Raw genomic sequence first — 24,833 nt, 5'->3', positions numbered from 1 at the left:
CCGGAGCATGCAATTGCCATTCGGATTTGGCAGCTTTTCCATCGCTGGCTGCGCACCGTTTCCCGCCGTGGTGTGCGGCGACCAGGTCCTGGCGCTTGCCGCCATCAATCGCTGGCGGCATCAGACCGGCATACGCCTGCATGGCGAAGAATGCCTGCTCGACTTCGTCGAAGATTGGGAGGCGAACATCGACTCGGTGGCCCGTTTTCTGGAGCGTGAGCAGGCCGACTGCCAGGCCCTGTGGAAGCCGGCCGGGCAGTTGCAAGTGCATGCCCCGTTCACTCCTCGGCAGATTCTTTGCACCGGAGCCAACTACCGTCAGCATGTCATCGACCATGCGGCGGATTTCGGCGGCGGCGTGAACGACCAGGCCAGTACGGCCGAACAGCGGCGCGAGCAAGCCCAGGCGAAGATCGACGAGCGAGCCAGAAACGGCCTGCCCTACGCGTTCGCGAAGTTGCCCAGCACCGTCATCGGGCCCTTCGATCCCATAGCCCTGCCTGAGGACATCGAGAAGCCGGATTGGGAGCTCGAGCTGGCTGTCGTGATAGCCAGGCCTGCTCGCCATGTGCGCCGGGAAGATGCCATGCGCTATGTGGCCGGCTATACCATCGCCAACGACATTACCGCCCGTGACAGGCTGTTCCGCCCGGACATGCGCGCCATCGCTTCCGACTGGCTGTCCAGCAAGTCTCCCCCCAGCTTCATGCCATTCGGCCCTTTCATCATGCCGGCCAGATTCGTCGCCGATCCGCATGATTTGCACATGACCCTGGCACTCAACGGCCAGGTCATGCAGGATGCAACGAGCTCGGACATGATCTTCGATATATCCCGGCAGATCGAATATGTCTCCAATCGCGTTGCCCTCGGGCCCGGAGACGTGATCCTGACGGGGTCGCCGGCGGGCAACGGCACGCACTACAAGCGCTTTCTGAAAGCAGGCGACGAAATCATCGCGTCGATCGCGGGCCTTGGGTCGCAACGCAATACCTGCGTATCGGAAGGAGCACATGCATGACATCGGCATCGTCGGAACTGCGCGCACTGATCATCGGTGCGGGCATAGGAGGGCTGTCCGCGGCGATCGCGCTGGGAAAACGCGGTGTCAAGGCCCATCTGGTCGAGCGCAGCAAGTTATGGGACGTATACGGCGTAGGTATCATTCTTCAGTCGAACGCCATACGCGCGCTGGATGCGCTGGGCTTGTCTGACGCCTGCGTGGCGGAAGGTTTCCCGTATTCCGTCAGCTCGTATTTCGACGCCGCGGGCAATATGCTGCGCAACCGCCCCAAGCCGAATGTAGGCGATTCGCGCTTCCCATCATCTTGCGGCATCCAGCGCCGCAGCCTGCATCGCATCCTGAGCCGGGAAGCCCTGTCATTGGGCGCCCACGTGGACCTGGGCACGACCGTCACTTCGCTGACTCAGCATGCTTCTCATGTCGAGGCGCAACTGAGCGATGGGCGGCGGCTCGTCTGCGATCTGGTCATTGGCTCGGACGGAGTGAACTCCGCGACCCGCCAGATGCTGTTCGGCGACGTGGTTCGTCCTGTTTTCACCGGCCAGGGATGCTGGCGGTTCACGGCACCGCGCTTGCCGGAGGTAGACAGGGCCATATTTCAACGTGGCGAAAAAAGCGTCGCGGGACTGATTCCCTTGGCCAACGAGCAGATGTACCTGCTGCTCCTGACCCCGGAGCCTGAAAATCCGTGGTTCAAGACCGAGGAGTTGCAGGCCGGCCTGGCGCAACGTCTCGAAGGCTATGGGGGCTTGGTCGGCAAGGTGGCAAGCAAGCTGCCGGCGGGCGAGGACATCGTCTACCGGCCGTTGGAGCCGCTGTTGCTCCCCGCCCCCTGGGCTAAGGGCCGGGTGGTATTGATCGGCGATGCGGTCCACAGTACGACGCCGCACCTGGCCCAGGGCGCGTCCATGGCATTCGAGGACGCTGTCGTGCTCGGAGAGCTGCTGTTCGACTCCGGGCTGGATGTCCCGAGCGCCCTGGCCAGATTCACGTCGCGCCGGTTTGCCCGTTGCCAACGCATCGTGGAGACGTCCAAGCAGTTGGGCTGCTGGCAGTTGGAACAATGGGCCGGCCGGGGCTACGACAATGCCGATTCTGTCGGCTTGTCCGCGCAGGTCCTGGAAGAACTCCGAGCGCCCATTTGATGGAACTCCCCTTGATTGCCCAGCAGTTCGGAGACCAGACTGGCGCGGCGCTGCGCAGCCGGTTGGCCCACCACTTGATCATCGATGCAGCGCCCGGCCCCGAAGGCTGGAGCCACGATACCGAAGTCCTGTTGGCAGCGCCAACGCAGGCTTGGCGCGGAAAACCTCGTCCTCGAGGATGGCCAGGAGCGACCAGGTGGGTCCAGCTTCCGGGAACGGGAATCGATGCCTATCCGGAATGGATGTTCGACGTACCCTGCGTCACCACCGCCGCGGGGCTCAATGCCCCGTTCATCGCCGAGTTCGTGATGGCCACCATGCTCGGTTTCGAAAAGCGCTTTCCTGAAGCATGGATCAAGGCGGCTGACGACTGGAAGCCCCGGATGTCAGGAACATTGCACGGGAAAAGGCTTGCCCTGGCCGGAGTGGGCGCAGTAGGCACTGCGGTAGCGCGGCATGCGTTGGGATTCGGGATGCACGTCGTGGCCCTGCGCCGGACGCTCGCCGCCCCCATGGACGGGGTGCAGGCTGTCATCGATCCCATGCGGCTCGCGCCAATGGCCGATCACCTGGTTCTTTGCATGCCGTCCACCCCGCAAACCCGGCATGTCGTCAATGAGACGTTCCTTGCGGCTTGCCGACCTGGGCTGCACATCGTCAATGTCGCGCGAGGAGATCTGATCGACCAGGAGGCGCTGCTGCGCGCGCTGGATGATGGGACCGTGGCGCGCGCCTCCCTCGACGTGGCAACGCCTGAGCCGCTGCCGGACAAGCATCCGCTGTACACCCATCCCAAGGTGCGCCTGACTCCGCATCTTGCGTGGAGTGCTCCGGGAGCCGTCGTCAAGTTGCTGGATTTTTTCGTCGGCCAGCTCGGTCTGTTCATCACGGGCCAACCGTTGAAAAATCGCGTGCCCCCTCCGCTTTCTCATCCGCTCTAGGCCTGACATGCAAGCAAACGAAGAAACGCCCAAGTATCCGATGACTATTCCACCCGCCATGGAGGATGTGCGCGAGGAAACGGAAAGGCGCCGTCGCGAACTCGCGATCGGCTGCCGCCTGCTTTCCAGCTTGAATCTGGACTGGGGAACGGCGGGGCACATTACTGTCCGGGATGCCCGCCAACCCGATTGCTTCTGGGTCAACGCATACGGCCGCCATTTTGGAACGCTGACGACAAACGATCTGCTGTTGGTCGACAAGAGCGGAAAGGTGCTTGCAGGCGACGGCATCCTCAATCCCGCGTCGTTTGCCGTGCATGCGGCCATACACGAGGCCAGGCCCGATGTTCTGGCCATTGCGCACGGGCATTCGACACATGGAAAGGCGTGGGCCAGTCTCGGCCGCCAGCTCGACCCGATTACCCAGGATGCGTGCGCCTTCTTCGACGACCATGCGGTACTGGAACTGTACTCAGGCATTGTGCTTAGCGACGAAGAGGGGAAGCTTATCGCCCGGACCCTGGGCTCGCGCAAAGCCCTGCTGTTGCAGAACCACGGCTTGCTGACCGTAGGCACGACCATCGAATCGTGCATCTTCTGGCTTGTCTCGCTGGACAATGCCTGCAGGGTGCAATTGCTCGCGGAAGCAGCCGGCCAGCCGCGCGCGCTTCCCGAGGAGGTAGCAAGGCGTACCCTGCGTGCCATAGGCCGAGAGGTAGTGGCGTACTTCGGATATCAGAATCTGCGGCAGAAGTTCATTGCCGATCATCCTTCTCTAGAGCATTGCCTATGAGCACGGCGAATTTCTTCAAGTGGGAAACCGGCATGCGGGAACTGGCGGACGGGGTGTTCGCCTATGTGCAGCCCAACGGTGCCCACGGCAATGCAGGCTATAGCAATGCTGGCCTGATCGTCGGCCCCGAGCATTGCGTGGTTATCGACACCCTGGGTACCAACTCGATGCACGAGGCGTTCATCGGCGCGATCCAGCGCGTCACCGACAAGCCGGTCGGCCGTGTACTGCTGACGCATCATCACGTGGACCACATCCTTGGCACACACCGATTCCGCTCCGCATGCGTCATCTGCCATCGCGCCTGCCGGGCCAACATCGTCAACGGCGGGCCGGATGCGGCGGCGCGATGGGCGGCGAAGCGACCGCACTTCGCGGCCGATTTGCGCGACATCCCGGTGATCGTTCCTGACCTGACGTTTGAAGACCGGGTGTTCCTGCATCAAGGCGAACGCGAAATCGTCTGCTTTCATCCAGGAATCGCCCACACCGATGGAGACGCGGTGGCCTGGCTGCCTGCCGAGCGGATCCTTTTTACCGGCGATCTGTTCTTCAATCGCGTTTGTCCAGCTGCATTTGCCGGAAACATGGCCGGCTGGATCGCCGTGGTGCGAGAGCTGCTGAAAATGGACGTGGACGTCATCGTGCCAGGGCATGGTCCGATCAGCGACAAGGCCGGCCTGGCATCGATGTTGAACTATCTTGAAACGATAGACCGTTGCTCCAGACAGGGATTCCAGGCCGGCGCGAGCGCCGAAGAGGTAGCCCGGAATATGGACCTGGGCGATTTTCGTCATTGGGCCGATACCGAGGAACGGCTGCTGGAAGACGTGCGGCGCGTATATCAAGAGCTTGTGGACGCGCTTCGCCGAACGTAGTCCCGGAGAACCCTGCGGAATCCGGAACCCGCGAGGTATTTCAATAGTATTTCAACTCGCGCAGGTTTCGAGCGAAGAGAGAGCGGACCAAAAAGAGCGAATGCGGCGGCGGATCAACGTGCAACGGGTTTCCCAGGCTTGGCCTCGGGCCTGATATCGGCCAGCCCGGCGCCCCAGGCGGCCAACATGCCTTGCGCGACATCGCGAAAGCCGGGGTAGCGCGCGGCATGGTCGGAGACCATCGGCGCAACCCCGTGCACGGCTTGCGTGATCCGTTCGCGCGCCTCGTCCATGTCCGCCTTGCTCAGGCCCAGCCGCGTGGCCCCGTAGATCGCAAGCATGCTGCCCGACGCCCACACGCGCTTGCCTTGCACGGGCAGCGCGGGCAGGTTCGTCGCAAACCTCGGATAGACGGTGCTGCTCAGGACGTCGTAGACCGGCGCCAGCCGGACGTCGTCGACGTCGGTATAGACCAGCGCGAAGTTTTTCAGATGCGCATCGGCATTGCGAACGGCGTAGTTCAGCAATATCAACGCATAGAGGCGGCGTGCCGCCTCCTTGAATGCCGCGCGCGGCACGTAGGCGCGGGTGAGCTTGGCCAGGTCCTCCAGCGTCCCCTTGTATTTATTGACGGCGTCATTGGGCTTGAGCGCGCAGTAGTCCTCGACCGCAAGCATCCGGCCGTCGGCGGTACGGTCGAAGCGTCGTACCGCCAGTACCTGCCCGTCGTCGGACAGCCTGGTCTCGGGTACCTCGAGACCGGCCTCTCGGGCGACCTCGAGGCAAAGGAACTCGTTGATCGCCAGTCCCGGCAGATCATCGAAACCCGTCTTCAGGATGAACTCGTCCGTCCAGACCGTCGCCCTATCCTCGGGCCGCACGAGCGCCTTGGGCATGACGCCGGACACCCCTTCCGCCACCCCGCCCTCCAGCAGCCGCAGCAGGTTTTCCCGCGAATTGGCCGACGCGAGCAGTCCGGCCATGTCGGCCTTGCTGGAGGCCGCAGCGAGCGTGGCGCCTCGCGGCACCACCTGGACGCGTCCGATCGTGTTGGCGCCCGTCAGCGCAAGCAGGCCGAAATCGCTGACGTCAGCATGCGGGCCCAGGCGGCGAATCATCAGGTCTTTCTTGAAGCCCTCCGGCAGATTCATCTGGAAGAAGGGGTGCAGCGTTTTCCAGTCGTACGATGCCGCCCGCACCGGCATGAGCAGCGAAACGAAGCGATCCGGCGGCGTATCGGGCAAATAGCTGAAGACATACCTGGCCGCTTCCTCGGCAAGCGTCCCCACCAGCTCGCCGCTCACATGGACATCGAGCGTCGCGCGGCTCATGGCTGGCGCTTCGTGGTTTTCGGGCCGCGCGCGGAGCGCTTGCGCACCCGCTGGCGCATGGAGGTATCGCCCGCCTCGGCAGGCTCGGCCAGAACGTCGTCGAGCGTGCGCTGATGCCCCGGCGGACGGGCGATCAACTCCAGCCCCACGGCGTCGAAAAGGCTCAGCATTTTGACTGCGCCGATTTCAGGTAACGCCCCCGTCTCGAACATGCTGATGCGGCCGCGCGCCACGCCGCTCATCTCGGCGACCTGCTGTTGAGTCAGATCGGCCGCCATGCGGGCGCTACGGAAGGCTTCCCCCAACTCGGCAAGGTTCATGTTCTATATCCGGGACACTATCAGCGAAAAACGCGATAATGAATCGTATATCAGACATTATAGCAACTGCAAGCCCATGCTCTTTATTTGAGACATTACGAGGTCAGAACAACATAATGTCTCATATTCATTACATAAAATCGAAGGCATTGCCCAAAACAAAAACGACGTCCGCATCGCAAGATGCAGTACGTCGTTTTTGAATGAAACCTTGGTGGAGCGGAGGAGGATCGAACTCCCGACCTTCGCATTGCGAACGCGACGCTCTCCCAGCTGAGCTACCGCCCCACGTGCAGACAGCAACTATACCGTATTTTTTCGATACGTGCGTGGCGCCTCGAACAACAGATCCGGACCGATCTCTGGCACGCGGCGGGCGCCGCAAAGCTGCATGCCGCGCTGGAACTCCTCGCGCAGGATGTCCAGCGCACGGGCGGCACCCGCCTCGCCCGCGGCGATCGCGCCCCACAGCGTGGCCCGCCCCACCAGCACGGCGTTCGCCCCCAGCGCCAGCGCCTTCAGGATGTCGCCGCCGCGCCGCACGCCGCCATCGACCAGCACCTCCATGCGGCCGGCGGCGGCCTGCGTCACGCCGGGCAGTGCGTCCAGCGTCGCCGCCGCGCCGTCCAGTTGCCGGCCGCCATGATTCGACACGACCACGGCATCGCAGCCCATCCGCGCCAGCCTGTCGGCGTCGTCCGGGCGCAGCACGCCCTTCACGATCAGCTTGCGCGGCCACTGGTCGCGCAGGGCCTCCAGGCGCGCCCAGTCGAACGAGGGATCGTAGCTGCGGCCCACCGACGAGGCCAGGCGCGTGGCGTCGGCGCCGGGCGCTTCCAGGCCCTTCAGGCTTTCCATCACGGGCAGGCCGCGGCACAGCATGTCCAGCGCCCAGACCGGCCGGCTGGCGAAGTCGCGCAGGTTGCGCGCGGTGTAGTGGAAGGGGAAGGACAGGCCGTTGCGGGAGTCGCGCTCGCGCTTGCCGCCCACGGGCAGGTCGACGGTGATCATCAGGCCTTCGTAGTCCGCCGCCCGCGCGCGGGCGATCAGCGACTCCAGCAACGGCCGGTGGCGCAGGATGTAGGCCTGGAACCACAGACGTCCCGGCGCGGCATCGGCGATCTGCTCGATCGAGGCGGTGGCCGAGGTCGACAGCGTATAGGGCACGCCCGCCCGGGCGGCGGCGCGGGCGATGGCGATGTCGCCGCCGCGGCGGCCGAACCCCACCGCGCCGGTAGGTGCGACGGCCAGCGGCAGGCTGGACGGGGCGCCCAGTACCCGCGCGCTGGTGTCTACCGCCGAGACGTCGACCAGCGCGCGTGGCGCCAGCCGTACGCGCCGGAAGGCCGCGCAATTGTCGGCCAGCGTCAGTTCGTCTTCGGCGCCACCGTCGAAGAAATCGAAAATGGCGCGGGGCAGGCGGCGCCGCGACGCGCGGCGCAGGTCTTCGATACTGCAGGCACGTGGCAGTCCGGTCATGGCCTCGCGCCTATTCCGCCGTGATGCCGGCGGCCTTGATCACCTCGGCCCAGCGCTTCTGGTCCTGGACCAGGAACTTGCCGAACGCCTCGGGCGTATCGCCGATGACCTCCGCCCCCAGTTCCTTCAGGCGCTTCTGCACGTCGGGCTGCCGCAGCGCGTCGACCATGGACTGGTTCAGCTTCCGCACCACCGGCTGCGGCGTGCCGGCCGGCGCCAGCAATCCCACCCACGGCGCCGTGTCCTGGAAGTCGGGGAAGCCGACGTCGGCCATCGTGGGCACGCCGGGAAACTCGGCGCCGGCCTGCGGCGTCCCCACCGCCAGCACTTTCAGGCGCTTCTCCTGGACGTTGGCGGCCACGCCTATGATGGGATAGAACATGAACGAGACGCGCCCCGCGATGACCTCGGTCAGCGCCGGGCCGTTGCCGCGGAACGGCACGTGGATCATGCGCGCCTTGGCCATGGTCGACAGCATGGCGCCCGCCAGGTGGGCCGACCCGCCGTTGCCCGCGGAACCATAGCTGATGGTGTCCGGCTTGGCGCGCGCCTGCTCGATCAACTGCTTCATGGACTGGATGGGCGACTGGTAGGCGGTGACCGCGACCATGGGCAGCGACGCCGCGTTGGAAACCGGCGCGAAGTCCTTCAGCGGGTCGTAGCCGGCCTTGGCGCCCAGCAGGAGCCAGTTGACGTTGTGCGACAGCGAGGCGAACAGCACGGTGTATCCGTCCGCCCCGGCCGCCGCCACCTCGCGCGTGGCGATCAGCGAGTTGGCGCCCGCCTTGTTTTCCACCACCACGGGGTGCCCCAGCGAACGCGTCATTTCCTGCGCCAGCACCCGGGCGATCACGTCGGTGGGCCCGCCGGCCGCGAAGCCGACGATCATGCGTATGGGCCGGTCCGGATAGGCGCCGGCGGCCGATCCCGCGGCGGCGGCCAGCGTGGCGGCCAGCAACAGTGTCGATGTCTTTTTCATTGGGGTCTCCTCCTCGTGGTCTCCAGCGTCATGCCGCCGCAACGAAATACCGGTCGGCCATGACCTGGCAGCGCTTGATCAGGCGGGGCTCGTCCGGGCCATAGTCGGCCACGGCATTGTGTCGTGGGCGGCCGCAACATCGGCGACGAATACTTCGGCGCCACCGATGGCGTGCTGTTCGCCGACCTCGACGTGCTGGCCGTGGGCGGCATCGTGAACGAGGTCTCGGCGGACTTCGACCGCTACTGGGCCAGCGTCTCGGCCTATCCGGTCGCCCAGTTGCTTGCTCCCGTCCCGGCCGCCAGGCTGGACGAGCTGGCGACCGATTCGGCCTCGATCGAGGCCAGCCCGGCCGCGGCCGCCTATGTGCGGGCCATGCGCGAGCAACCCTTCGTGCGCGACCTGCTGGCGGGCACGCTGCCGCTGACCTGGGCCCCCGCGCGCATGGTCAGCGACGACCCGGCCAAGGCGCAGGGCCAGGCCACGCCCGATGGACTGCTGGCCCATCAACTGGCCGCCATCATCGGCACGCCGGAAAAGGAACTGGACCTGGTGTCGCCCTACTTCGTGCCGGGCGCCCAGGGGACCGAAGCTTTCGCGGCCATGGCGCGACAGGGGGTGAAGCTGCGGGTGCTGACCAATGCGCTGGAGGCCACCGATGTGCCTGTCGTGCATTCGGGCTATGCCCGGCGGCGCAAGGACCTGCTGGAGGCGGGCGTGCGCCTGTATGAAATGCGCAGCAACTCGCACCACAGCGGCAGGCCCGAAGGCAAGCCGCTGTTCGGCAGTTCGGGCTCCAGCCTGCACGCCAAGACCTTCGGCGTGGACCGTACCCGGGCTTTCATCGGATCCTTCAATTTCGATCCGCGCTCGGCCAACCTGAACACGGAGCTGGGTTTCGTCATCGACAGCCCCGAGCTCGCCAGCCGGATTTCCGAGGCATTCGACACCACCATACCGGACAGTGCCTACGAGGTCGGCCTGGCGCCGGAAGGCGGCCTGTACTGGCTCGAGCGCCGGGACGGCCGCACCATCCGGCACGACACCGAACCCGGCACCGGCCTGCTCAAGCGGCTGGCGATCCGGCTGATGTCATGGCTGCCCATCGAACCCCTGCTGTGACGCGGGCCGGTCCCGCCGTCAATGCCCGGTGCCGTCGGAATTGCGGCTGGCCTCGAACAGGAACCACGTGCGCCGCTCGGCCTCGTCTATCCAGTTCTCGATCAGGCTGGCGGTGGCGATGTCGCGATGGGTGTCGCAGATCTCGTGCGCCTCGCGCAGGTGGCTGGCCAGGGTCTTGTTGTCCTCGCGCAGCTCGGCGAGCATGTCCAGCGGCTGGACGTAGTCCGCGTCGTTGTCCAGGATGCGCTGCAGCTTGGCGATATGGCCGATGGACTTGATGGTGGGCCCGCCTATCTTGCGCACGCGTTCGGCGATGACGTCGGTCATGGCGAAGATCTCGACGCCTTGCTCGTCCAGCAATACGTGGTAGTCGCGGAAGTGCGGACCGCTCATGTGCCAGTGGAAATTCTTGGTCTTCAGGTACAGGGCGAAGACGTCGGCCAGGATACCGTTGAGCACGCCGCTGAGTTCGCGCGTCGCTTCCGCGCCGAGGTCGGTGGGGGTGGCCAGCGGGGCCGCGCGGCGCTTCTTCAACTTGCCTTGACGTTCGGTGTCCATTCGCTTCATGGCATGCTCCAGGGGAGAGGTGAGGCGGGGCGCGGGGGCGCAGGCCGCGATGGCCGTACCCGCCGTCCGATTATGAAAGGCATGGGACGCCAGATCAACCGAGCGCCCGACTAATGGTAAACCCGTAGCCCATCCATGAATGGGTGTAGACTAGTGCGCTCTCGTATTCCGGCCGGCGGCAAGGACTCCACCGCCCGCCGCCCCATCCTGAGCCCTGCCGCTTGAACTCCGACTCCCCTTCGCTTCCGGCATCGACGCGCTCGCTCTGGAAAGCCCGCGCGCTCGTGACGATCTCGCTCATGACCGGCGTCATGGGCAGCAGCGTTCCCACGCCGCTCTATCCGCTCTACCAGGCGCAACTGCACCTGCCCTCGTTCACCACCACGGCGATCTTCTTCGCCTATGTGGTCGGCGTGCTGAGCGCGCTGCTCGTCGGCGGCCGCCTGGCCGACAGGGTCGCGGACCGCCGCCGGCTGCTGCTGCCCGCGCTGGCCATGGTGGCGACCGGCGCGATCCTGCTGGCCCTCGCCCATAACCTGGGCATGCTGCTGGCAGGCCGCCTGCTGGCGGGCCTGGGCACCGGCACGCTGACCGGCGCGGCCAACGCCGCGCTGCTCGATCTGGAACCGCCGCAGCACAAGCAGCGCGCCGCGCTGTTCGGCACGGCGGCCTTCACGCTGGGTTCCATCCTCGGGCCGATCCTGAGCGGCGTGGCCCTGCAAGCGGGGCTCTACCCCACCGTCCTCCCTTTCCTGGTCATCGTCTCGATCGCCCTCGCCGTCGGTCATGGGCTGTGGCGCCTGCCGCTGCGCCGGACCGCCCCGCCGGCTCCGGCGCAGCATTCGCCGCAGGCCGTGCATGCGTCCGCCCGCGCCCTGCCCGCCCGGCGCGTCACCCAGTTGATGCTGCTCTGCTGCATCACGCTGTCCATCGTCTGGGGGGTCGGCTCGTCGCTGATGGCGATGGGACCGTCGCTGGGCGAGAAACTGCTGGGCATCCACGACTATGCGCTCAGCGGCTATGCCAGCTCGCTGCTGGCGGCCTGCGCCGGCACCGCGCAATTCCTCAGCCAGCGTACGTCCAGCACGTCCGCCTTCCGCTACGGCAACGTGGTATTTGCCAGCGGACTGGCCTGCGCCGTCGCCTCGCTGCTGGCCACCCAGGCCTGGCTGATGGGCCTGGCGGTCCTGGTCACCGGCCTGGGGTTCGGCGCGGCGTTCATCGGCGCCGCGGGCATCGTCAACCAGATCGCGCCGCCCCAGCGGCGCGGCCTCATGGTCTCGCTGTTCTACATCGCGGGCTACATCGGCAACGCATGGCCCATGCTGCTGGGCTTCATCACCGACCACGCCGGTCCCATGACCGCCGCGATGACGCTGCTCCTTACCGCCATCGCCGCATCGGCGGGTTTCGTGATCCTGTCCCGCCGGCTGCTGCCTGTCCGCTCCTGACGAACGCGCGGTCCGCTGTCCCAAGTTACCCACCCCCGGTGTGGACAACTTTGGGGACAGCCGTGGGACTACACAAAAAAACCTTTTTTCACCAACGACTTACCCGACGTGATGAAAAATTGGGCACGCCGATGAAACCGGATGGCTCTCCCCCTATGACCGACCGACGTACCTTTCTCGTTACCGCCGGCGCCCTGGCCATGGCCGCCATGGGCTACGCACCGGCCGGTGCGGCGGCGCCGCTCAGGCTGGGCGCACGCGCGCCTTTCTCGTTCGACCACCTTGTGCGCCAAGCGCGCGAGGCCGCCACACGCCCGTTCCAGGCCACGCCCATGCCGAACTGGCCCATCCTGGAACGCCTGGACTATGCCGCCGTGGGAGAAATACGCTTCAAGCCGGACCATGCCCTGTTCGCCGACGGCCCGGGCCGGTTTCCGGTCACCTTCTTCCACCTGGGCCGGTTCTCGCCCACGCCGGTGCGCATGTACGTCCTGGACGGAGACGGGGCCGGCCAGGCGCGCGAGATCCTGTACGACGAAAGCTATTTCGACATGCCCGCCGACAGCCCCGCCCACGCGCTGCCCCCCGGCATCGGCTTCGCCGGCTTCCGCTTCCAGGAAAGCCGCGTGGCCGGCCCGGCCGCGCCGGACTGGCGCACGAACGACTGGGTCGCGTTCCTGAGCGCCTCTTACTTCCGCGCGATCGGCGAACTCTATCAATACGGCCTGTCGGCGCGCGGCATCGCGATCGATATCGCCGTCCCCGACCGCGCCGAGGAATTCCCCGCATTCACGCACATCTATTTCGTCCCGCCGGCGGCCGGCAGCGATACCGTCACGGTCTACGCCCGCCTGGACGGTCCCAGCATCACGGGCGCCTTCCGCTTCGACATGACGCGCGGCAAGGCGGTGCTGATGGACATCGACGCGGCCCTGTTCCTGCGCCGGGACGTCGCGCGCCTGGGAATCGCCCCGCTGACGTCCATGTACTGGTTCTCGGAAGTCTCCAAGCCCACCGCCATCGACTGGCGGCCCGAGGTGCACGACTCCGACGGGCTGGCGATGTGGACCCGCGGCGGCGAGTACATCTGGCGGCCCCTGAACAATCCGCCGCGCATCATGGCCTCGGCGTTCGGCGACGATAATCCGCGCGGCTTCGGCCTGCTCCAGCGAGACCGGAACTTCGACCACTACCTGGACGGCGTCCACTACGAGCGCCGCCCCTCGCTATGGGTGGAACCGCTGGGGGACTGGGGCCCGGGCGCCGTGCACCTGGTGGAGATTCCCACCGATGACGAGATCCACGACAACATCGTCGCGATGTGGGTCCCGGCCTCCCCGGCCAGAAAAGGCGACGAGCACCGGCTGAAGTACCGCCTGCACTGGACCGACCGCGAGCCCTACCCGCCGGCCACCGCGCGCTGCGTCGCCACGCGCCTGGGCAACGGCGGACAGCCGGGCCAGCCTCGGCCGCAGGGCGTGCGCAAGTTCATGGTGGAATTCCTGGGTGGCCCGCTGGCCGGCCTGCCCTACGGCGTCGCGCCCGAAGCCGTGCTGTGGGCGTCGCGCGGCAGCTTTTCCTACGTATACGTCGAGGCGGTGCCCGACGACATCCCCGGCCACTGGCGCGCCCAGTTCGACCTGACGGTGGACGGCACCGACCCCGTGGAGATGCGCCTCTACCTGAAGAGCGGCGAACTGACGCTGTCGGAGACGTGGCTGTACCAATACCATCCGCCGGGCAGCGGCGCCTGATCGCGCCGGGGACCTCCCCCGGCCGGCGGGTTTTCCAATAGACTCGCAGAACACCGCCCGGAATCCGCTTCGATGGATTACTCCACCAAGAACATCAAGAAATTCATCTACAGCCAGTACTTCTACATGGGGATCCGGCAGGCGTTGGGCGTGCTCATGCCTGCTCTGGTGCTGCTGGGGCTGTTCCATCACGCGGCCCTGGGGCTGGCGGCGACGTTTGGCGCCATGTGCGTGGCCATCGTCGACCAGCCCGGGCCCTTCCGGCACCGGCGCAACGAGATGCTGGGCTGCGCACTGCTGGGCACACTGGCGGCGGCCATCACCGCGCTCGCCTCGCCCTACCCGCTGGCGCTGTGGATCGCGGTGATCGCGCAGTGCTTCGGCTTCTCGCTGCTGGCGGTGTACGGCCGCAAGGGCGGGCTGATCGGCTTCGGCTGCCTGCTGCTGATGACGCTGACCATGCACGACGTCCTGGACGCGCGCGCCGCCGCCCTGCACACCGCCGCCGTCCTGGTCGGCGGCCTGTGGTACACGGCGTTCAGCCTGGCCGTGAACCGGCTCCTCTGGTACCGGCAGGCGCAGCAGGCGATCGCCGTCTGCATCTTCGCCTCGGCCGAGTACCTCGAAGCCAAGGCCCGCTTCTACGATCCGGACGTCGACATCGAAGACAACTACCGGCAACTGATCGCCCGCCAGGCCGCCGTGGCCGAACAGCAGGAAGCCGCGCGCGACGTGGTGCTGCGCGAACTGCCCCGCCGCTCCGATCGCCGGCGCGACCAGTACCGGACCATGCTGTTCAATCTGTTCATCGACATCGTCGACCTGCACGAGACCATGGTCGCGGTCCATACCGACTACCTGCTGCTGCGCAGGATGTTCAAGGATTCCGACCTGCTGGTTTTTTTCCGCGACCTGCTGCACAAGCTCTCGCAGGACACCGAGGCCGTGGGCCTGGCCGTGACGCAAGGCATGCCCAGCAAGAGCAGGGTCACCGTCAAGGCCGAAGTGCGAGCCATCGAATACGAGATCGAACTGCTCAAGCAGCGCGGCTTCCCCGAGGCCGAGCCGGAAGCCTACGCCGCGCTGATCTCGACCTTCCGCCGCGCCCGCAACGCCGCCTACATCGTCGACCGGCTGCGCCGCCACACCGACGTCGCTCACCTGGACGAACCGGGCTCGCTCCAGGTCGACGCCTCGCTGCAGCGCTTCCTGTCCCGCCAGGACTTCAAGCTGGGCCGCCTGAGCAGCAACTTCCGATGGAGCTCGCCGTATCTCCGGCACGCACTGCGGGTCACCCTGGCGGCGGCGATAGGCATGACCATCTCCAGCGAGTGGCTGATGCCGCACCATGCCATCCACGGCTACTGGGTGGTGCTGACCATACTCGTCATCATGAAGCCCGGCTTCGCCCTGTCCAAGCAGCGCAACCTGCAGCGCCTGGCCGGAACGCTGATCGGCTGCGCCCTGGTCCTGGCCCTCCTGTTCTTCGTGCACAACAAGTTCGTGCTGCTGGCGGCGATGTTCGTGGCGGTCGTCATGGCCAACAGCCTGGTGCTGCTGTACTACGTCGGCAGCTCCGCCTTCAATACCGCCTTCGTGCTGCTGAGCTTCCACTTCCTGGCGCCGGGCTCGCTCATGGTGGTGGGCGAGCGGGCCATCGACACGCTGGTCGGCTCGGCCATCGCGCTGGCCTGCAGCTACGTCTTCCCCTATTGGGAATACCGGATGCTGCGGCCGCTGCTGCGGCGCGCGATCGAGGCCAATCGCCATTACCTGATGGCCAGCCTGGGACTGGCCGGCACTTCGGTCGACAACGTCGAGATGCACCAGGAAAACGTCGACTACCGGCTGGCGCGCAAGAACGTGCACATCGCGTTCGGCAACTTCACCAACTCGTTCTACCGGATGATGCTGGAGCCCAAGTCCAAGCAGCGTTCACCGGCGCAGTTGAACAGCCTGGTCATCCAGTTGCACGACATGGCCGCGCAGGTGGGCGCGGCGGCGCCGCTGATCGCCGCGCTGCCTTCGCTGCCGCCGCCGATGACAGAGACGGTCGCGACGGTGGACCGCCTGCTGCGCGACGCCAACGCCGGCAAGCCGCCCCAGCCGGACGAGGACGACCAGCTCAAGCAGCTGACCCGCGACATGGACGGCGCCGTGGCGGCCGCCCAGGCCGGCACCGCGCCGGCCGACGCCGAGCGCGTGCTGGTCTTGCAGCAGCTCGCCTACCAGATCAAGCAGATGGCCAAGACCGCGCTGCTGATACGCGCCACGGTCCCGCAGGTGCACTAGGGCCAGTTCCCGCTAAAAGGAGGCTCGCACAGGCCGGACGGCTCAGCCGTGGGTCGGCCCCAGCAGCCCGTGCTTGTGCTCGGCGTCGCGGCGCGCCGGCTCCGGTGCGGCCGCCAGCCCCTGCAGGATGCCGCAATCGCGCGCGGCGCGTTCGTCCGAGCATTGGCTGCGCAAGGTCTTCAGCGTCGTCTCCAGGGCCTTCAGTTCGGCGATGCGGGTGGCGACGTGGCCGATGTGTTCGTCCAGCAAGGCGTTGATCTCGCCGCAGTTGTCCGCGGGATCGTCGCAGAAGCGCAGCAATCGCCGGATCTCTTCCAGCGTCATGTCCAGCGCGCGGCAGTTGCGCACCAGCAGCAACCGTTCCACGTGCGGTTCGCCGTAGATGCGGTAGTTGGCGGCCGTGCGGGCCGGCGGCGGCAGCAGGCCCTCGCGCTCGTAGTAACGAATCGTTTCGACCGGCGTGCCGGTCCGCGTGGACAGTTCTCCTATCTTCATCGCATTCCCCGCGGCTGTTTCCACCTCCCAGGATACGCCAATGTCCCCGCTTGACTCTATACCGGCTACAGGGTTTCAAATGGATCCGTAACGCCTTTGGAGCAGACGGATGTCCGATTCCTGCAAACACTGCCACGGCGACGGCCACGAAGCCGCGCCTGAAACCACTCGCCCGCGCGATGCCTTGCCGGCCACGGACGAAGGACTGCGCACGTCTCTATTCAAGATCGAGCAGATGGACTGCCCGACCGAGGAACGGCTGCTGCGCAAGGCGCTCGAATCGATGGACGGCGTGCGCACGCTGTCGTTCGACCTGATCGGCCGCACGCTGAAAGTCGGCCATGTGCTGGACGACCCGCAACCCATCATGGCGGCCATCGCCGGCCTGAACATGTCGCCGGTGCCGATCGACGCGGCCGCCGCGCCCGAGGACCAGCCGGCCGAGGCCGCGCCGCGCCAGCCGTGGGCCCGCATGGGCCTGGCCGGCGCCTTCGCGATCGGTTCGGAAGTGCTGGCCTACGCCACCGGCGCCGACACCTCGCTGCCCGTGGCCGCGCTGGCGCTGGCGGCCATCCTGCTGGGTGGCCTGGGCACGCTGCGCAAGGGCTGGCTGGCGCTGCGCCATGTCACCCTCAACATCAACCTGCTGATGACCGTGGCGGTGATCGGCGCGGCCCTGATCGGCCAGTGGCCCGAGGCGGCCATGGTGATCTGGCTGTTCGGCGTGGCCGAGATGATCGAGGCGCTCAGCCTGACGCGCGCCCGCAACGCCATACGCAGCCTGACGGCGCTGGCGCCCGAGCGCGGCCTGGTCCGCCAGGGCGACGGCTCGTGGCAGGAAATGCCCGCGCGGCTGATCGGCGTGGATGCCGTGGTGCGGGTGCGGCCGGGCGAGCGCATCGTGCTGGACGGCATCGTGGTGGGCGGCGCGTCCAGCGTGGACCAGGCCCCCATCACCGGCGAAAGCATGCCGGTGGCCAAGCAGGAAGGCGACGCGCTGTATGCCGGCACCGTCAACCAGCAGGGCGTGCTCGAATACCGCGTCACGGCGGCCGCGGGACACACCATGCTGGACCGCATCGCGCAGACCGTGCAGGACGCCCAGGGCAAGCGCGCGCCCACGCAGCGCTTCATCGATCGCTTCGCCCAGGTCTACACGCCCGCCGTGTTCGTGGTGGCGATCATCGTCGCCGTGGCAGGGCCGCTGGCGTTCGACATGGCCTGGCTCGACTCGGTCTACCGCGCGCTGGTCCTGCTGGTCATCGCCTGCCCGTGCGCGCTGGTCATCTCGACGCCGGTCACCATCGTCAGCGGCCTGGCCTCGGCCGCGCGGCGCGGCATCCTGATCAAGGGCGGCCTGTACCTGGAGCAGGGACGGCGCCTGCGCCGCCTGGCCCTGGACAAGACGGGCACGCTCACCCACGGCAAGCCGGCCCTGACCGACGTGGTGACGCTGGGCGCCTCGCCCCTGCCCCGTGCCCGTGCGCTGCAACTGGCCGCCAGCCTGGACGCGCTGTCGTCCCACCCGGTGGCGCACGCCATCGTATCGGCCCACGCGGGCGCGGCGCTGCCTGTCGAGGATTTCGCGTCGCTGGCCGGGCGCGGCGTCACGGGCAGGATCGAGGGCCGGACCTATGCGCTGGGCAGCCTGCGCCTGGCGCGCGAGCTGGGCGCGGCGGACGACGCGCTGGAAACCGGACTGGAAGCGCTGGAGCGCCAGGGCAAGACCGCCGTCATCCTGTGCGAGGACGACGTGGCCGTGGCCATCCTGGCGGTGGCCGACACGATCCGCGACTCGAGCCGGACCGCCGTGGCCGAATTGCGCCGGCTGGGCGTGGAGCCGGTGGTCCTGTCCGGCGACAACGCCGCCACGGTGCGCGCGGTGGCGGCGGAACTGGGCATCGAGGATGCGCGGGGCAACCTGCTGCCCGACGACAAGCTGGCCGCCGTGGAGGCGCTGGGCCGGGCGGCGCCCGTGGGCATGGTGGGAGACGGGGTCAACGACGCCCCGGCATTGGCCCGCGCCGACATCGGTTTCGCGATGGGCGCGGCGGGCACCGACACCGCCATCGAAACGGCCGACGTCGCGTTGATGCAGGACGATCTGCGCAAGCTGCCCGAATTCATCCGCCTGTCGCACCGGACCTCGCGGGTGCTGTGGCAGAACATCGTGTTCGCGCTGGCCATCAAGCTGGTGTTCTTCGTGCTGACCTTCACCGGCGAGGCCACCCTGTGGATGGCGGTGTTCGCCGACGCCGGCGCCAGCCTGCTGGTGGTGTTCAACGGGCTGCGGCTGCTGCGCCAGCCGCAGCCGGATCAGGCCGCCTTGCGGCGGAACACCAGCCGGTCCGGGCTCGATGCCGAGGCGTCGTAGCCGTAGCCGTCGGCATCGAAGCCCTGCAGGCCCTCGGGCTTGGCGATGCGTTTCTCGATGGCGTGGCGGGCCATCAGGCCCCGCGCACGCTTGGCGTGGAAGCTGATCACCTTGTAGGCCCCGCCCTTCCAGTCCTCGAACACGCACTGGATCACGCGGGCCTTCAGCGCCTTGCGGTCGACCGCCTTGAAGTACTCCTCGGAAGCCAGGTTCACCACGACCGGATGCCGGTCGGCCTCCTGGCGCTGGTTCAGGTAGTCGGACAGTTCGCTGCCCCAGTATTCGTACAGGTTCTTGCCCTTGGGGGTCGCCAGCCGCGTCCCCATCTCCAGCCGGTACGGCTGCATCAGGTCCAGCGGCCGCAGCGCGCCGTACAGGCCGCTCAGGATGACCACGTGCTCTTGTGCCCAGTCCAGTTGGCGGGCCGTCAGCGTGCCAGCGTCCAGCCCCTCGTAGACGTCGCCGTTGAAGGCCAGCACCGCCTGCTTGGCGTTTTCCGCCGTAAACTTCGGCGTCCACTTGGCGTAGCGGGCCACGTTCAATTCGGCCAGCGCCGGGCTCAGGTCCATGAGGCTCGCGACGTCGTCGGCGGACTTGGTTTTCAACACCGAGATGAGCTTCTTGGCGCGATCCACGAACAAGGGCTGGGTGGACGTCTCGACGTGCGCGGGCGTGTCGTAATCCAGTTTCTTGGCGGGGGAAAGAAGAAACAGCATGGCGGATACCGGAGCAAATGAAGTCAGGCGTTAATGTAGACCAATTGTGTCCCTGCGGGCTGCCCCGTCCGTATGCGCAATGCTGCGGCCGGTGGCACCAGGGTCCCGGCCATTTGCAGGCGCCCGACGCGCCGGCGCTGATGCGGTCCCGCTACAGCGCCTACGTGCTGGGCAGGCATGACTATGTGCTGGCGACCTGGCATCCCTCCACCCGGCCGGCCGCCCTGGAACCCGATCCACCGGGCCTGAAGTGGCTGGGCCTGGAGGTGCGGGCCTCGGCGCAGGCGGACGCCGACCACGCCACGGTGGAATTCGTGGCCCGCAGCAGGCTGGCGGGACGCGCCCAGCGGCTGCACGAGAACAGCCGCTTCGTGCGCGAGGACGGACGCTGGTACTACGTGGACGGGACCTTCCCCGCGCGGAATGGTTAAACTGCCGGGCGGCGCCCCAGGCGCCGCTTCCGGCCTTCGCCGTCCCGATCCGACCTACACGCCATGCCCGTCCATCCGCTGCACGACCATCCGGCCTTCACCTCCGAATTCTGCGAACACGAGTACAACAACCTCGCCCGCATTCCCGACCATCCCACCTATACCGCCCGCTGGGCCGCCGACGGCGCGCTGGCCCGCCGCACGCAAGCCGCGCAGCTGGGACTGCCGTATGGCGAAACGCCGGCCGAAACCCTGGACTATTTTCCGCCGCGCGAGCCCGGCGCCCCGCTGCTGGTCTTCATCCACGGCGGCTACTGGCGCGCGCTGAACAAGTCCGATTTTTCCTGGATCGCGCCCGCCTATGTCGCGCGCGGCGCCGCCGTCGCCATCGTCGACTACGGGCTGGCGCCCGCCACGCCCATCGAGGAAATCGTGCGGCAGATGCTGCGCGCCCATGCCTGGCTGTACCGCCATGCCGCCGAACTGGGTTTCGATGCCCGCCGCATCGTGACCAGCGGACACTCGGCCGGCGGCCAGTTGACCGCGATGATGCTGGCCGCGCGCTGGCAGGCCTGGTCCACGGACCTGCCGCCCGACCTCGTCAGCGGCGGCCTGGCGCTGAGCGGGCTGTACGACCTCGAACCGGTCGCCAAGGCGCCGTTCCTGGCCAACCTCGAATTGACGCCGGCGCGCGTGGACGCGCTGTCGCCCGCCTATTTCGTGCCTGAACGCCGCGTGCCGCTGATAGCCGCGGTCGGGGCATCCGAAACGGACGAGTTCCGCCGCCAGAACCGGCTGATCGCCGCCTGCTGGCCGCGCAACGTCACGCGCACGCTGGAAATACCCGACTGCCACCATCTGGACATCTGCGACCGGCTGGCCGATCCGGCGCAGGATTTGTTCGCGGCGGCCTGCGAACTGCTGGGCGTGTAGCCCGGCGCCGCCGCGCTCAGGCCGGCCGGGTCAGCGCCTCGAATCCGTAGCGGTTCATGCTGCCGAACGCCGCCATCGCCGGATGCGGAACGAATGCCGTGCGGCAATCGAGCACCGCGGGCAACCCCGAGGCCAGCGCCCGCTCCAGCGCAGGCGCCAGGTCGCCGGGCTGCGCCACGGTTTCGCCGTGGCAGCCGAATCCGCGCGCGATGGCGGCATAGTCCGTCCCCTCCAACCCCGTGCCCAGCTCGAAATCCGCCTGCGCCCGCTGTCCTGCGCGGATGATGCCCCAGGCCTCGTTGTTGTGGATGATATTGACGACGGGCAGGCCATGACGCCGGGCGGTATCCAGCTCCTGCAGCGTGAAGCCGAACGAACCGTCCCCCGTGACGTTGAACACGGCGCGCCCCGGATGCAGGAGCTTCAGGGCCAATGCATACGGCAACCCGAATCCCAGGTGGCTCATGCCCGGCTCGTGGAACCGGGAACGCACCTCGCGCACCGGCGTCAGGTCATTGCTCCAGAAGCTCGTATGTCCGCCATCGAAGACCACGACGGCGTCGTCCGGGATGGCCTGGCCGATCGCGCGCGCCAGCGCCGCCGGATGCATGGCTTGCCCCACGGGCGCATCCATGGCCGCCAGGGCCTGTTCGTATCGGGCGCGCACCGCCCGCAGTCCCGCCAGCCAGCCGTCCTCGACCGCCGCCAGCTCTTGCGGCAGGCACGCCAGCAGATCGTCCAGCGCTTCGCGGACATCGCTGTGCATGCCGATCTCGTGCAGCGCCGGCGCCCCCAGCGCCGACGGATCGATATTGACGTTCAGCACCCGGTGCCGGCTGCGCACGAGCGGACCACGCTCGTCCCACATCCATGAGGAATGCCTGCATCCCAGGCTGACGACGACATCGGCCTGGTCGAACGCGCGCGCCACCGCGGCGCCGGCGATCAAGCCGCCATGCCCGATGAAGTGCTGGCTGTCGCTGGATATGACGCCAAGCGCCATCTGCGTCGGCACGACAGGCGCGCGCAGGCGCTGCGCGAGCGTGCGTACGCCGCCGGCGGCGCCCGCCTGGACCACGCCGCCGCCGGCGACGATCAGGGGGCGGCGCGCCTGGGCGAGCAGGCTCGCCGCTTCCCGCACCTGGGCCGCAGGGGGCCGCGGCCCGGCCACGCCCCGGTAGCGGGACGGCGCGATCGCCAAGGCATCCAGCGGCCAATCATGCGTGCTGGCCAGCACATCCTGCGGAATGTCCAGGTGCACCGGTCCGGGGCGCCCTCCCAGCGCTTCGCGGAAGGCGCGCCTGACCAGTTCGGGAAGGCGGCGGGCATCATGGACCACGGCATTCCATTTGGTCAGCGGCGCCAGCACCGCCCGCGTATCCATGTCCATGAACATGCCATGATGCGGATAGGCGGCGGCCCGGTGCTGGTTGGTCGTGATCAGCAGGGCCGCGAGATTGTTATTGAAAGCCACGCCGGCGCCGGACGCGAGGTTCAGGCCCCCGGGCCCCATTTCCCCCAGCGCCACGGCCACGCGGCCGGATCCGGCCCGCACCGCCGCCGCCATCATCGCGCCCGCGGCTTCGTGGCGCACGCCCACGAAGGGAATGGACGAGCGCGATAACGCGTGCAGCAAGGGCGCCAGCTTGCCTCCCACTATGCCGAAGACATAGGGCACCCCTTCGGCCTGCAGGAGGCGCACCAGGACCTGCGCTCCGGTCAGGCTGGTCGTTGGCGGCCTTCCGGGCGCCTGGTCATGCGTCATGTTTCAATCCTCGGGAGTAAAGCCTGTGGCCTTGACGATGGGAGCCCAGCGCGCGGTGTCCTCGCGCACCCGTTCGGCGAACGCCTCGGGCGTTTCGATCAGCGGCATCAGTCCATTCTTGGCGAAGACGGCCGTCATTTCCGGAGTCTGCAAGGCGTCCCGCACGGCCGCATTGAGCCTGCCCACCAGTTCGGGCGGCGTGCGCGCGGGCGCGTACCAGCCCAGGAATTCGACCATCGCGATGTCGCGATACCCCAGTTCGGCGAAGGTGGGAACCTCCGGCACGGCGGGCCAGCGCTCCGGGCTGCTGACGGCGAGCGAGCGCAGCCGCCCCGTCTTGAGGTGCGGCAACACTTCGCTGATCACGTTGAACGCCACCGGCACCTGGCCGCCCAGCAGATCGGTCAGCAACGGCGCTCCCCCCTTGTAGGCCACGCTCTTCATGTCCAGGCTTGCCAGCCGGTCAAAGGTGGCGCCGACGAAATGCAGTGCCGAACCCGCGGCGGGGATGCCGTAGTTGGCCTTCTCGGGATGGCGCTTCACCCAGGCGATGAAGTCGGCCAGCGTGCGGACCTCGTCCGGCACGCCGGGCCCGACCGTCATCGAGATGGCATACGAGGCCAGCGGCGCGACGGGCACGAAATCGGCCTGCGGCGAATAGGCGAGCCTGGCCCCGTAGGTGTGCGGATAGAGGACGATGGGTGACGAAGGCCCCTGCAACAGGGTCGCCCCGTCCGGCGCCGCTCGCTTGACGAACTCCGCGGCGATGCGCCCGCCCGCGCCCGGCTTGCTGCCCAGCACGATGGTGCCCGGATAGCGCGAGCGCAACTGCTCGATCAGCGGCCGCGACACCTGGTCTCCCAGCCCGCCGACCGGAAACCCCGACCAAACCACGGTACTGGCGGGCTGCGCCCACGCCGCGGAGCAGGAAAGCCCCCATGCCGCCGCGCCCGCCCCTATCCATCCCATCCTGCTGCCCATGGTGTCTCCTTTGCTCTGCCTCTGCGGGCTCGGTAGAGGGAACTATAGATAGGACAGGGACGGAAAATAATGGACAATACCGGCGAGCCTTGCACATATCCGACCTCCCATGAAACCGCCCGCCCCGATCGCCGTCGCCTTCCGGGAAGTCAGGCACTTCATGCCGGACGACTGCCTGCACTGGGAACCCATGGATGTGCGCGGCGTGTTGCATGACTGGACGATTCCCGCCCACCGGCACGAAGGCCTGCACCAGTTCCAGTTGATCGAGCGCGGCGGAGCCGAAGCCGTGATGAATGGCGCGCGGCACGGACTTGCCGCGCCCGCCGCGCTGATGATCCCTCCCGGCACCGTCCACGCCTTCCATTACCGGCCCGGCAGCGCCGGCAGCCAGGTCACCGTCCCCACCGCCCTGCTCAAGGCCGCCTTCTCGTCCGCTCCCGCCCTGGCCAGCCTGCTGGACGTCCCGCTGATCATCGGCCCGGAGGAACTCGCGCAGGAAACCGGACGCGCGGCCAGCCTGTTCGAAGGGCTGGGGGCCGAGTTCGCCCGCGCCGAACCGGGGCGCACCGAAGTGCTCAAGGCTCATGCGATCCTGCTCGCCACCTGGTTCCTGAGGCAGGCCAGTTCGGGGGAACCCGCTCATGCCCGGCAGGCGGTGCGCGACACCCTGGTCCAGCGGTACCGTGCGTTGCTGGAACTGCACTTCCGCCGCGAGCATGCGCTGGCCTTCTTCGCCGCGGCGCTGCAGGTCACGCCGGACCACCTGAGCCGGATATGCCGGGCGGTATGCGGGCTCTCCGCGCTCGACATGCTGCACGATCGGCTGGTACGCGAGGCTCGGCGCCAATTGGCGGCCACCGACGCCACCGTCGCCGGCATCGCGCAGGACCTGGGCTTCTCGGATGCGGCCTATTTCAGCCGCTTCTTCTCCCGGCGCACCGGACTCTCTCCCCAGGCCTACCGCGGCTCGCTCCAGCAGGGGCGCGCCGTGCCGCCGGACGCCTGAGCCGCCATAAAGTTGACGAAATTAACTACATAGTTTACTTTCTCAACTATATT

21 protein-coding genes, 1 tRNA gene and 1 pseudogene are annotated in these 24,833 nt (G+C 67.5%); 13 read left to right on the top strand and 10 right to left on the bottom strand.

From position 1 onward, the window contains the following. Positions 1 to 7: 7 nt before the first annotated feature. The 5 genes from CDO46_RS08915 to CDO46_RS08895 are packed head-to-tail and all read left to right on the top strand — an operon-like array spanning position 8 to position 4,781. Entirely contained in the window at positions 8 to 1,021 is a 1,014-nt protein-coding gene (locus CDO46_RS08915) for a fumarylacetoacetate hydrolase family protein (protein ID WP_087838199.1), read from the top strand. Then, positions 1,018 to 2,169, top strand: a complete 1,152-nt coding sequence (locus CDO46_RS08910; RefSeq protein WP_087838198.1) for an FAD-dependent monooxygenase — start codon at positions 1,018 to 1,020, stop codon at positions 2,167 to 2,169. The genes CDO46_RS08915 and CDO46_RS08910 overlap by 4 nt, the downstream gene beginning before the upstream one ends. 11 nt (positions 2,170 to 2,180) lie before the next feature. Then, entirely contained in the window at positions 2,181 to 3,110 is a 930-nt protein-coding gene (locus CDO46_RS08905; RefSeq protein WP_176400688.1) for an NAD(P)-dependent oxidoreductase, read from the top strand. Positions 3,111 to 3,117: 7 nt separating this feature from the next. Next, entirely contained in the window at positions 3,118 to 3,903 is a 786-nt protein-coding gene (locus CDO46_RS08900) for a class II aldolase/adducin family protein (RefSeq protein WP_087838196.1), read from the top strand. Next, positions 3,900 to 4,781 carry an MBL fold metallo-hydrolase gene (locus CDO46_RS08895; protein WP_087838195.1) on the top strand — a complete coding sequence of 294 codons (882 nt, stop codon included), beginning with the start codon at positions 3,900 to 3,902 and terminating at the stop codon, positions 4,779 to 4,781. The genes CDO46_RS08900 and CDO46_RS08895 overlap by 4 nt, the downstream gene beginning before the upstream one ends. A 113-nt stretch (positions 4,782 to 4,894) precedes the next feature. On the opposite strand, the gene CDO46_RS08890 is transcribed toward CDO46_RS08895, so the two are convergent. The 5 genes from CDO46_RS08890 to CDO46_RS08870 all read right to left on the bottom strand — a co-directional run bounded on the left by CDO46_RS08890 (position 4,895) and on the right by CDO46_RS08870 (position 8,890). Further along, on the bottom strand, positions 4,895 to 6,112 hold the full coding sequence (locus CDO46_RS08890) for a type II toxin-antitoxin system HipA family toxin (protein WP_087838194.1): 1,218 nt from the start codon (positions 6,110 to 6,112) through the stop codon (positions 4,895 to 4,897). Next, positions 6,109 to 6,432, bottom strand: coding sequence for a helix-turn-helix transcriptional regulator (locus tag CDO46_RS08885; protein ID WP_087838193.1), 324 nt, complete (start codon positions 6,430 to 6,432; stop codon positions 6,109 to 6,111). Before CDO46_RS08885 ends, CDO46_RS08890 begins: the two co-directional genes overlap by 4 nt. Positions 6,433 to 6,644: 212 nt before the next feature. Beyond that, positions 6,645 to 6,720 (bottom strand) — tRNA-Ala (locus CDO46_RS08880). 15 nt (positions 6,721 to 6,735) lie between these two features. Beyond that, the gene (locus tag CDO46_RS08875) at positions 6,736 to 7,911 is read right to left on the bottom strand and encodes an alpha-hydroxy acid oxidase (RefSeq protein ID WP_087838192.1); all 1,176 of its coding nucleotides are present in this window, start codon (positions 7,909 to 7,911) and stop codon (positions 6,736 to 6,738) included. Positions 7,912 to 7,921: 10 nt separating this feature from the next. Continuing rightward, positions 7,922 to 8,890, bottom strand: coding sequence for a tripartite tricarboxylate transporter substrate binding protein (locus CDO46_RS08870; protein ID WP_087838191.1), 969 nt, complete (start codon positions 8,888 to 8,890; stop codon positions 7,922 to 7,924). Between the two features lie 120 nt (positions 8,891 to 9,010). Between CDO46_RS08870 and CDO46_RS08865 the strand changes: the two are divergent. Next, positions 9,011 to 10,012 (top strand): annotated as a pseudogene (locus tag CDO46_RS08865) (phospholipase D-like domain-containing protein); the annotation flags it as partial. 18 nt (positions 10,013 to 10,030) lie between these two features. On the opposite strand, the gene CDO46_RS08860 reads toward CDO46_RS08865, so the two are convergent. Continuing rightward, a complete protein-coding gene (locus CDO46_RS08860) occupies positions 10,031 to 10,579 on the bottom strand; it encodes a Dps family protein (protein WP_087838189.1) in 549 nt (182 codons plus the stop codon). A gap of 284 nt (positions 10,580 to 10,863) precedes the next feature. Here CDO46_RS08860 and CDO46_RS08850 point away from each other — a divergent pair, with 284 nt between their 5' ends. The 3 genes from CDO46_RS08850 (at position 10,864) to CDO46_RS08840 (ending at position 16,076) form a co-directional block, all read left to right on the top strand. Further along, positions 10,864 to 12,030: an MFS transporter gene (locus CDO46_RS08850; protein ID WP_132980376.1), complete on the top strand. Its 1,167-nt coding sequence runs from the start codon at positions 10,864 to 10,866 to the stop codon at positions 12,028 to 12,030. Positions 12,031 to 12,185: 155 nt separating this feature from the next. Further along, the gene (locus tag CDO46_RS08845) at positions 12,186 to 13,784 is read left to right on the top strand and encodes a glucan biosynthesis protein (RefSeq protein WP_087838186.1); all 1,599 of its coding nucleotides are present in this window, start codon (positions 12,186 to 12,188) and stop codon (positions 13,782 to 13,784) included. A gap of 72 nt (positions 13,785 to 13,856) precedes the next feature. Further along, positions 13,857 to 16,076, top strand: coding sequence for an FUSC family protein (locus tag CDO46_RS08840; protein WP_087838185.1), 2,220 nt, complete (start codon positions 13,857 to 13,859; stop codon positions 16,074 to 16,076). Between the two features lie 42 nt (positions 16,077 to 16,118). Here CDO46_RS08840 and cadR read toward each other — a convergent pair whose 3' ends face one another. After that, positions 16,119 to 16,571: a Cd(II)/Pb(II)-responsive transcriptional regulator gene (gene cadR, locus CDO46_RS08835; RefSeq protein WP_087838184.1), complete on the bottom strand. Its 453-nt coding sequence runs from the start codon at positions 16,569 to 16,571 to the stop codon at positions 16,119 to 16,121. Positions 16,572 to 16,680: 109 nt separating this feature from the next. Here cadR and CDO46_RS08830 point away from each other — a divergent pair, with 109 nt between their 5' ends. After that, positions 16,681 to 18,945: a cation-translocating P-type ATPase gene (locus CDO46_RS08830; RefSeq protein ID WP_087838183.1), complete on the top strand. Its 2,265-nt coding sequence runs from the start codon at positions 16,681 to 16,683 to the stop codon at positions 18,943 to 18,945. Here CDO46_RS08830 and yaaA read toward each other — a convergent pair. After that, positions 18,888 to 19,661 carry a peroxide stress protein YaaA gene (gene yaaA / locus CDO46_RS08825; RefSeq protein WP_087838182.1) on the bottom strand — a complete coding sequence of 258 codons (774 nt, stop codon included), beginning with the start codon at positions 19,659 to 19,661 and terminating at the stop codon, positions 18,888 to 18,890. The genes CDO46_RS08830 and yaaA overlap by 58 nt on opposite strands. Positions 19,662 to 19,678: 17 nt before the next feature. On the opposite strand from yaaA, the gene CDO46_RS08820 reads away from it, so the two are divergent. Continuing rightward, positions 19,679 to 20,092, top strand: coding sequence for a YchJ family protein (locus CDO46_RS08820; RefSeq protein WP_087838181.1), 414 nt, complete (start codon positions 19,679 to 19,681; stop codon positions 20,090 to 20,092). Between the two features lie 63 nt (positions 20,093 to 20,155). Next, positions 20,156 to 21,025 carry an alpha/beta hydrolase gene (locus tag CDO46_RS08815; protein WP_087838180.1) on the top strand — a complete coding sequence of 290 codons (870 nt, stop codon included), beginning with the start codon at positions 20,156 to 20,158 and terminating at the stop codon, positions 21,023 to 21,025. A gap of 16 nt (positions 21,026 to 21,041) precedes the next feature. Here CDO46_RS08815 and CDO46_RS08810 read toward each other — a convergent pair whose 3' ends face one another. Then, positions 21,042 to 22,790, bottom strand: a complete 1,749-nt coding sequence (locus tag CDO46_RS08810; RefSeq protein WP_087838179.1) for a thiamine pyrophosphate-binding protein — start codon at positions 22,788 to 22,790, stop codon at positions 21,042 to 21,044. Positions 22,791 to 22,793: 3 nt separating this feature from the next. After that, positions 22,794 to 23,771, bottom strand: a complete 978-nt coding sequence (locus CDO46_RS08805; protein WP_087838178.1) for a tripartite tricarboxylate transporter substrate binding protein — start codon at positions 23,769 to 23,771, stop codon at positions 22,794 to 22,796. A 109-nt stretch (positions 23,772 to 23,880) separates the two neighbouring features. On the opposite strand from CDO46_RS08805, the gene CDO46_RS08800 reads away from it, so the two are divergent. Next, on the top strand, positions 23,881 to 24,780 hold the full coding sequence (locus CDO46_RS08800; RefSeq protein ID WP_087838177.1) for a helix-turn-helix domain-containing protein: 900 nt from the start codon (positions 23,881 to 23,883) through the stop codon (positions 24,778 to 24,780). The last annotated feature ends 53 nt before the right edge of the window (positions 24,781 to 24,833 follow it).

It is taken from the genome of Pigmentiphaga sp. NML030171 (genome assembly GCF_002188635.1).
In the GTDB taxonomy this organism is placed as follows: Bacteria; Pseudomonadota; Gammaproteobacteria; order Burkholderiales; family Burkholderiaceae_B; genus Pigmentiphaga; species Pigmentiphaga daeguensis.
Note: the sequence above shows the minus strand (reverse complement) of the source record. Positions and strands in the feature narration are given on the sequence as shown.

Coding starts and splice junctions, on each gene's coding strand:
- CDO46_RS08915 (WP_087838199.1), top strand. CDS start 8: ATGCAATTGCCATTCGGATTTGGCAGCTTTTCCATCGCTGGCTGCGCA.
- CDO46_RS08910 (WP_087838198.1), top strand. CDS start 1,018: ATGACATCGGCATCGTCGGAACTGCGCGCACTGATCATCGGTGCGGGC.
- CDO46_RS08900 (WP_087838196.1), top strand. CDS start 3,118: ATGCAAGCAAACGAAGAAACGCCCAAGTATCCGATGACTATTCCACCC.
- CDO46_RS08895 (WP_087838195.1), top strand. CDS start 3,900: ATGAGCACGGCGAATTTCTTCAAGTGGGAAACCGGCATGCGGGAACTG.
- CDO46_RS08890 (WP_087838194.1), bottom strand. CDS start 6,112: ATGAGCCGCGCGACGCTCGATGTCCATGTGAGCGGCGAGCTGGTGGGG.
- CDO46_RS08885 (WP_087838193.1), bottom strand. CDS start 6,432: ATGAACCTTGCCGAGTTGGGGGAAGCCTTCCGTAGCGCCCGCATGGCG.
- CDO46_RS08875 (WP_087838192.1), bottom strand. CDS start 7,911: ATGACCGGACTGCCACGTGCCTGCAGTATCGAAGACCTGCGCCGCGCG.
- CDO46_RS08870 (WP_087838191.1), bottom strand. CDS start 8,890: ATGAAAAAGACATCGACACTGTTGCTGGCCGCCACGCTGGCCGCCGCC.
- CDO46_RS08860 (WP_087838189.1), bottom strand. CDS start 10,579: ATGAAGCGAATGGACACCGAACGTCAAGGCAAGTTGAAGAAGCGCCGC.
- CDO46_RS08845 (WP_087838186.1), top strand. CDS start 12,186: ATGACCGACCGACGTACCTTTCTCGTTACCGCCGGCGCCCTGGCCATG.
- CDO46_RS08840 (WP_087838185.1), top strand. CDS start 13,857: ATGGATTACTCCACCAAGAACATCAAGAAATTCATCTACAGCCAGTAC.
- cadR (WP_087838184.1), bottom strand. CDS start 16,571: ATGAAGATAGGAGAACTGTCCACGCGGACCGGCACGCCGGTCGAAACG.
- CDO46_RS08830 (WP_087838183.1), top strand. CDS start 16,681: ATGTCCGATTCCTGCAAACACTGCCACGGCGACGGCCACGAAGCCGCG.
- yaaA (WP_087838182.1), bottom strand. CDS start 19,661: ATGCTGTTTCTTCTTTCCCCCGCCAAGAAACTGGATTACGACACGCCC.
- CDO46_RS08820 (WP_087838181.1), top strand. CDS start 19,679: ATGAAGTCAGGCGTTAATGTAGACCAATTGTGTCCCTGCGGGCTGCCC.
- CDO46_RS08815 (WP_087838180.1), top strand. CDS start 20,156: ATGCCCGTCCATCCGCTGCACGACCATCCGGCCTTCACCTCCGAATTC.
- CDO46_RS08810 (WP_087838179.1), bottom strand. CDS start 22,790: ATGACGCATGACCAGGCGCCCGGAAGGCCGCCAACGACCAGCCTGACC.
- CDO46_RS08805 (WP_087838178.1), bottom strand. CDS start 23,771: ATGGGCAGCAGGATGGGATGGATAGGGGCGGGCGCGGCGGCATGGGGG.
- CDO46_RS08800 (WP_087838177.1), top strand. CDS start 23,881: ATGAAACCGCCCGCCCCGATCGCCGTCGCCTTCCGGGAAGTCAGGCAC.